The 7,005-nt window shown below is 45.7% G+C and carries 8 protein-coding genes; 5 read left to right on the top strand and 3 right to left on the bottom strand.

Annotated elements, in window-relative coordinates:
* Positions 1–264: 264 nt before the first annotated feature.
* The gene (locus ACOSVP_RS17770) at positions 265–1,224 is read right to left on the bottom strand and encodes a zinc transporter ZntB (RefSeq protein WP_487348820.1); all 960 of its coding nucleotides are present in this window, start codon (positions 1,222–1,224) and stop codon (positions 265–267) included.
* 124 nt (positions 1,225–1,348) lie between these two features.
* On the opposite strand from ACOSVP_RS17770, the gene ACOSVP_RS17765 reads away from it, so the two are divergent.
* Complete coding sequence (locus ACOSVP_RS17765; protein ID WP_487348819.1) at positions 1,349–2,308, top strand: class 1 fructose-bisphosphatase; 960 nt, start codon at positions 1,349–1,351, stop codon at positions 2,306–2,308.
* A 68-nt stretch (positions 2,309–2,376) separates the two neighbouring features.
* Here the strand turns inward: ACOSVP_RS17765 and ACOSVP_RS17760 are convergent, their stop codons facing one another.
* Positions 2,377–2,694, bottom strand: coding sequence for a hypothetical protein (locus ACOSVP_RS17760; protein WP_487348818.1), 318 nt, complete (start codon positions 2,692–2,694; stop codon positions 2,377–2,379).
* Positions 2,695–2,952: 258 nt separating this feature from the next.
* Between ACOSVP_RS17760 and ACOSVP_RS17755 the strand changes: the two genes are divergently transcribed.
* The 4 genes from ACOSVP_RS17755 (at position 2,953) to ACOSVP_RS17740 (ending at position 6,738) form a co-directional block, all read left to right on the top strand.
* Positions 2,953–4,182 (top strand): hypothetical protein, encoded by a 1,230-nt coding sequence (locus ACOSVP_RS17755; protein WP_487348817.1) that lies wholly within the window; start codon positions 2,953–2,955, stop codon positions 4,180–4,182.
* A gap of 160 nt (positions 4,183–4,342) precedes the next feature.
* A complete protein-coding gene (fucP, locus tag ACOSVP_RS17750; protein ID WP_487348816.1) occupies positions 4,343–5,629 on the top strand; it encodes an L-fucose:H+ symporter permease in 1,287 nt (428 codons plus the stop codon).
* Positions 5,630–5,870: 241 nt separating this feature from the next.
* Positions 5,871–6,254 (top strand): SpoIIAA family protein, encoded by a 384-nt coding sequence (locus ACOSVP_RS17745; RefSeq protein WP_487348815.1) that lies wholly within the window; start codon positions 5,871–5,873, stop codon positions 6,252–6,254.
* Positions 6,255–6,318: 64 nt separating this feature from the next.
* Complete coding sequence (locus ACOSVP_RS17740; protein WP_487348814.1) at positions 6,319–6,738, top strand: hypothetical protein; 420 nt, start codon at positions 6,319–6,321, stop codon at positions 6,736–6,738.
* A gap of 4 nt (positions 6,739–6,742) precedes the next feature.
* Here ACOSVP_RS17740 and ACOSVP_RS17735 read toward each other — a convergent pair whose 3' ends face one another.
* Positions 6,743–6,994, bottom strand: a complete 252-nt coding sequence (locus tag ACOSVP_RS17735) for a hypothetical protein (protein WP_487348813.1) — start codon at positions 6,992–6,994, stop codon at positions 6,743–6,745.
* Positions 6,995–7,005: the final 11 nt, after the last annotated feature.

The raw sequence follows: 7,005 nt of genomic DNA, 5'->3' as shown, positions 1-7,005 counted from the left end.
GAATCCATTAAGCAGACTCATTAGGATAGGACTCAACGTTATTTTTCAGTGACTTCTAGTGCTTGCGCGTGGAACGGAAAATAATTGTTGCGAACTAATCAGCTGCAAGAATCGCCTTTGTATAGAAAAGCTCTTCAGGCTTATTAAGATAGAGCCCAGCGTTATTTTTCAGCGACTTCTAGCGCTTGCGCGTAGAGCGAAAAATAATGGCTGGGCTCTAGCTCTCTACAAAACCTATCTAAAGAACTAAAAACAACCAAAGACCTAGAACCAGCGGCTCTTACGCATCAGCACATATTGGCCGATGCCCATTAATACCAGCACGCCGACAAACAGCCAAAATGCTGCACTATTCTCTACGCCAGGCATACCGCCAATATTGATACCAAATAAACCGGTTAAGAAACCTAACGGCATAAAGATACCGGATAGGATTGACAGCACATACATGCGGGCGTTCATCTTCTCTGCTTGATGGTTGGCGAATTCTTCTTGCATCAACAAACAGCGCTCGCGCAAGGATTCCAAGGCTTCCACATAACGAGTGATATCGTTGGCCGCTTCCTGAACATGGGCTAATTGTTCTTTGGTCATCCAAGATTGCATCTCACTCGCTAAGCGAGAAATCGCTTCTTTTTGCGGTACGAGGAAACGACGTAGGCGAACGGTTTGTAGACGACGATCCACAAGGATGGCACGTTGCTCCGCTTCAACGCGTTCACTCATTTCTTCTTCAAGCTCGCCCAAGGTATCTTCCAAACCATCGATGACGCCGGCCATACGCCCCGTCAGGGTATGGGTTAAGGTGGCCACAAGATCAGCGATGTTTTCCGGGCCTTCACCTTTTTCTAAGTTATCCACCTGCTCAATCACAGATAACAAGCGACGACGGCGAGTCGAGACAATAAAGTGTGGCGTCGCCCATAGGCGCAAGGACACCATGTCCGATGGATCTGAGTCAGGGTTAAGGTTGACGCCACGTAGAGTCACCAATACGCCCTGTCCCATTTTCACGGTACGTGGGCGGGTTTCATCGGCAAACAAGGCGTCTACCACCGCATCTGGAATCTCGACCATATTATCGAGCCAATCGCGACCATCGTCTTTAGAGCAATCGATATGTACCCAATGGGCACCCGTTTCAGGAAGGGTTGTTGGTAGTTGAGTTTCGCGGGTTGCGCCACCTTTTCCATCAAATTTTAAGTAGTGCAGTAAGTAATCCATAGCGTTCTCATCTCTTTATCAATGAGTCGAGCCTTCGACTCATATTTATTGGCTTTTTGGCTGACGCGAAACCAAGGGGGTGGCATAATTTCGGATAGCGAATAAATAAAAAGGACCCTATGCCATGCAAAGCCTATCTCAGTTCCTTGCGTCTGATGTCTCATCCGCATCATTGCAGGAAGTTCTGTTAGTCACAACCCAAACTTGTATCGAAATCTCTGGCGCTCTTAAGAAGGGTTCCCTAGCTGGCATCCTTGGGATGGCAGGTAACGAGAACGTACAAGGGGAAGAACAAAAGAAACTGGATGTGATCTCTAACAACATGCTTAAAGGTGCTTTGCTAGCCTCTCCTGCCGTGCGCGCGATCGCATCGGAAGAAGAGGACGACATCGTTCCTGCGAATACAGCTGGCGAATATTTGATTGCCTTCGATCCATTGGATGGCTCGTCAAACATCGACATCAACTCTATGGTGGGTACGATTTTCTCCATCTACCGCCAGGTAGGTAGTGAGCCAGCAACGGAAGCAGACTTCCTACAGCCGGGCAAAAACCAAGTCGCGGCAGGTTATGTGCTTTACGGTCCATCCACTATGTTGGTATTCACCACAGGTCATGGCGTGAACATGTTTACGCTAGATGTTGAGCAAGGCGAATTCATCCTAACCCGTGAAAACGTGAAAGTGGATGCAGAGACACAAGAGTTCGCGATCAATATGTCGAACCAGCGTTTCTGGTCTGACGCGATGCAAAACTACGTCAATGACTTGGTTGCTGGTAAAGACGGCTCCCGTGGCAAAAACTTCAACATGCGTTGGGTCGCGGCGATGGTCGGTGATGTGCACCGCATCCTATGCCGTGGCGGTATCTTTATTTACCCATGGGATAAGAAAGATCCTAACAAAGCTGGCAAGCTACGTTTGATGTACGAAGCGAACCCAATGGGCATGCTGCTTGAGCAAGCCGGTGGTAAAGCCTTCACTCATACCGATCGCATTCTGGACATCCAGCCAGATGGCATTCACCAACGTGTGGCGGTGGTATTGGGTGCAGCAAACGAAGTGGATAAGTGCCTAAGTTATTAACACTTATCATGAAACACAAAAAGACCGACTAATTTAGTCGGTCTTTTTCGTTGTGGAGGCGGTCACTATTAATCTGGTGCGACGCCGGATAGGAAGATCTGTACTTGCTGATGCTTCTCTCCCCAGATATGGGTTTTCACATCTTGTAAAAATTTCTGTGCTTCATGCAGGGTAACGATCCCCGCCATCAGTTCGACACCAATCCCTTCTTGGGTAAAGAAGAAACGCCATACATGGCCGTCGACTTTTACTTCCCCTTCCCCGTTTACATAAGACACTTGTTCAAAGTTGTAATCAGATGGCACAAAACACGCAAGCTCTTTGCCTGCGTCACCGTAATTCATGTCCGGAACATACCCTTGGCGATCGACTAATCCGAATTTCATACTGCGCTCCTGTTGTTGTTTCCTTCAGCATAGACCTTTGCAAATTTATTTGCTGAGTTTTTGCTGTGGGGATTGCGCAGGGTCATCAGGGGGCTGATTGCTATTTGTATTGCACGATGGTTTGGTGGAGAAAAACCAACAATTATTTTTTGCTCTACGCGCAAGCGCTAGAGGTCGCTAAAAAATAACGTTGGTTTCTCTCTAATGAGTCCAGACGCATGTTAGTATCAGTGCAAGTCGTAATACGGGAAGCATATTGTGAATCAGGGACATTCAGATAAGAAAGCGCCTCAAAAGAAAGCAGATATCTCTTACAAAATGTGGGCTACTGCTTTAACGCTATTAGTCTTAATCATCATTTTCTATCATCGTACATACTTTTCTTTGCGATATGAGATAAATTCTATTGAACGTCTCGCACAGCTTGGAGATAGCTTTGGTATTTGGTCTTCCCTCTTCTCAGGTCTAGCCTTTGCCGCTGTTGCAGCGACATTTGTTATGCAAAGAAAAACCCTTGATGCCCAAATGGAAGAGCTTCAACTTGCTAGAGAAGAATACGCAAGGCAGAGCAAAGCGCTAGCTGGCCAAGAAAAAGTTATGAATGAACAGTTTGAAGCAATTAGGCTTCAACAGTTTGAAAGTACGTTTTTCAGGCTCATAGATGATTACAGATTATTTAGAAGTAAAGATAACTTCCGATATAGTAATGAAAACTCATTTAAATTTGCCTCTATTCTAGATGCTGACCCAAATTACCAAATAGAAGTAAGTGACTTATATTCAAATGCAGATTTATGGAAGTCTTACATAAGTAAAGTAAGCTCTATAATTAGATTCACACATTACAACTATTTGAAAGATAACAGTAACATAAAGACATACCTAGACGTGCTAGATAGTGAATTTAGCCAACTAGAGCTCTTCTGGCTTATACTGGCTTTGTCCTTTTTTTCTGATAAAGAAGATGCGGATTTATATGTAAACACTAGGTTTCTAGAAAAATTTGATTTTGAAAATTCATACTTTGGCCCTCTATTAAAAGACGAGGAAAACATATATGAAGATCGACTAACTTTATTTTCAAACATTAATAAAGATATTTTATCTGGGAAATATTCAGACATATGTAAAAAGCAAACAATAAAAATCGAAATGCACATCAGAAAAAATGAAGACAAAATTGAGCAATCAAGAAAACAAATAAAAATAATAAAAAATGATAGAGAAGAATGTATTAAAATAATTGAAAAAAGATTTTATGACAACAAAGATGAATTGTATGAAAAGTTAGTCAATAATAACATTGAATACCGACCAAGGAATTACGAACTTTTAGATGTGCAAAAAATTAAAACCATAGAAGATTTAACATCTCAAATGTCGAAAATCCAAGGGCTTATCGAAAAAGAGAATCGATATATTCATCAAAATATTGATCAGATAGAGCGTTTAAAAGAACTAAGTAACATTCTATCTAGTCAAGTATAAAAATTAGCCTCGACACCACATTTCACATTTATTGCAAATTACGCCTCGACTGTTAATCGTTCATCAGTAATAGCGCTCTAAGGTGCTGCCTTCATGCATTCGTCTGGCTCTCATTTGCCGGACGCTTTCAGCAATAAGAACAAGATAAAGGCAGTTTCCTATGCAAGCTAATGAGCGCGAGCCATTCGTGTACGCCAATATGCGTTTGGCGTTTATTCTTTTGATCACCTGTTTTGCAGCGTGGGGGGTGGCGGCGAATATGACCGACCCGCTGGTGAAGGTGTTTAGTAAGATCTTTACCATGAGTAACCTGCAGTCGGCGTTGGTGCAGTTTGCCTATTATGGGGCGTATTTCTGTTTGGCGTTGCCGGCGGCCTTTATCAATGTCCGTTTCTCTTATAAAACCGGTGTGCTGACGGGGCTTGGTTTAGCTTGTTTGGGCGCTTTGGCGTTTTACCCTGCGAGCCTGTCGATGACTTACGGTTTCTTTTTGGCGGCGCTGTTTATTATGGCGGCGGGCTTGTCGATTTTAGAAACTTCGGCCAATCCGTTTGTGATGGCGATGGGGCCAAAACATAACGCCACCCGTCGTTTGAATCTGGCGCAAGCGTTTAACCCTGTGGGCACTAACATCGGTGTGTTTTTGGCTGCGGTGTTGATCCTACCTAGCTTAAATACCGCGACGGCAGAAGAGCGTGCGGCCATGTCCCAAGATGCGCTTAATGCGGTGCGTGCCGCAGAGCTGCAAGCAGTGATGACGCCCTATGTGGGCATGGCATTAGTCTTGATCGTGATCTGGTTGTTGATTGCTTTTGTCAAAGTCCCGCGTGCCGAAAACGCAGGCGTCAGCCAAGAGCAAGAACAGCACGATGGTTTTGTCGCGACCCTCAAGCGTCTTATCAAACTGCCGCAATACCGTTGGGGTGTGGTGGCGCAATTCTTTAACGTGGCGGCGCAGACCTGTGTCTGGACCTTTACCATTCAATACGTGCAGGAAGTCCTCGGCGGCAGCGAAGCCAATGCCGCGGATTATCTGCAATACAGTTTGATTTTGTTCTTAATTTCACGCTTTGTCATGACGTGGCTGATCGGTGTTTTCCGTCCCACTATCTTGTTGGCAGTACTAGGCTTTGCCGGCACCTTGCTCTGCGTCTACGCATCCCAAGCCTCTGATATCACAGGTGTATTGGCGATTGTGGCGATCTCAGCTTGTCTGTCATTGATGTTCCCGACCATCTACGGCATTGCCCTAACGGGCTTAGGTAAAGACACCAAATTTGGCTCAGCGGGCTTGGTGATGGCGATCCTTGGTGGTGCCATTATGCCGATGGTTCAAGGCGCCGTAATCGATACCTTTAGCGCCAGCGTGTCTTATCTCGTGCCAGCCGTTTGTTTCTTAATTGTGGCGGGCTACGGCGTGTTTGCCGTGCGTCATATTCAAGACTAACCCTGCACTAAAGCGCTGCTGACAAGGCAGCGCTGTTCCCCTCTTGATCCCGACAAAGATCTGCCGTTCTTGATGGTTTGGCGACTTTAACCGCCTTTTCGTTCGCAATTGCTACCCAATCCGCACAATAACTCAAGAATTGCCTGTCAGGCTGACAATTGATGCTGAGCTAATCAACTTTCCTCGCAACGCTTTTGATTTACATTAACCCTATCGCAACGAACGGACGGAGGGTGACTCCATGACAAATCAAACAAATAACATTTCCATGAATTTAGAGCGCCATCGTGACACCTTGGTGATCAACTTAAAGCCAACAGGCCGCCCAAGCAGCAAAGACTTTAAAAAGCTGTCTGCCATGCTAGAAAGCGCGATCTACTCGATTCGTGCTTCAGAAGTGGCCTTGCTGGTAGATTTGAGTGAACTAAAAGGTTTAAGCGCAAGAAGCGCATGGAACGAGCTATTACATGGTTTGAAAATCGGTTCTGAGTTTCACCGCATCGCTATTTTCAGCCAAAACCGCTGGCAGAAATTTATGATCAACGCCCTCAGCTGGTTGATCTCGCCAAACTTGAAAGTGTTCAAACGCAAACAAGAAGCGACCGACTGGGTAATGGCATCTTAGATAGACGGCCAGTCCCCAAATCCGTTACTCTCTTCCTTAGTAAATCGTCTGGAAGGAAGAGAGTATGCAAACGCCTGTTATACAGGAAGAAACAACTGGTTGTGGGATTGCTGCTGTAGCGAACATCTTAGGCAAAACCTACTCAGAAATGAAAGCCATCGCCAACGGCCTCGGTATCTATGCCGACGATGAGGCACTCTGGTCTGACACCCAATATGTGCGTACTTTGCTAAGTAACGCTGGCGTCAGCACCTCCGACGACGAAATCCCCTTCACCACCTGGGACACCCTCCCCGATACAGCCCTACTGTCGATCAAGCATCAAGAAAAAGAAGGCAAAGAATTTTGGCACTGGGTGGTGTTTCAACGCACCGACGGCAAAGCCGTAGTACTCGACTCTGCTGCTTACCTTGATTCCAATATCCGTACGGATTTTGCAGAGATGTCACCGAAGTGGTTTATTGAGGTCACTTCGGCAGTTTAGATTCTTAACCCAACTTCACCGTGGCAGCGATACCTGGTTCTGGGCTCCATTCACGCATTTCCGCAAACACTTCAGGGAAATCGTCGAGGTATTTTTGTGCTTCGGCGATATCCACAAAGGTGATCTTGGCTTTTTCGGTCATAATGCGATCGCTTAGGTCGAGCAGTTGGGCGTGGTTAAAGTAGCCGATGCCTTCCACCACGGTGACTTGGAATTCTACGCCTGCAAAGGTTTTAGTTTGAATATCTAGTTCCATGGTGCGTATCC

The sequence above is a fragment of the Marinomonas sp. HM11-D genome, from assembly GCF_057626615.1.
This window is presented reverse-complemented; position numbering and strand designations above follow the sequence as displayed.

Coding starts and splice junctions, on each gene's coding strand:
- ACOSVP_RS17770 (WP_487348820.1), bottom strand. CDS start 1,224: ATGGATTACTTACTGCACTACTTAAAATTTGATGGAAAAGGTGGCGCA.
- ACOSVP_RS17765 (WP_487348819.1), top strand. CDS start 1,349: ATGCAAAGCCTATCTCAGTTCCTTGCGTCTGATGTCTCATCCGCATCA.
- ACOSVP_RS17760 (WP_487348818.1), bottom strand. CDS start 2,694: ATGAAATTCGGATTAGTCGATCGCCAAGGGTATGTTCCGGACATGAAT.
- fucP (WP_487348816.1), top strand. CDS start 4,343: ATGCAAGCTAATGAGCGCGAGCCATTCGTGTACGCCAATATGCGTTTG.
- ACOSVP_RS17745 (WP_487348815.1), top strand. CDS start 5,871: ATGACAAATCAAACAAATAACATTTCCATGAATTTAGAGCGCCATCGT.
- ACOSVP_RS17740 (WP_487348814.1), top strand. CDS start 6,319: ATGCAAACGCCTGTTATACAGGAAGAAACAACTGGTTGTGGGATTGCT.
- ACOSVP_RS17735 (WP_487348813.1), bottom strand. CDS start 6,994: ATGGAACTAGATATTCAAACTAAAACCTTTGCAGGCGTAGAATTCCAA.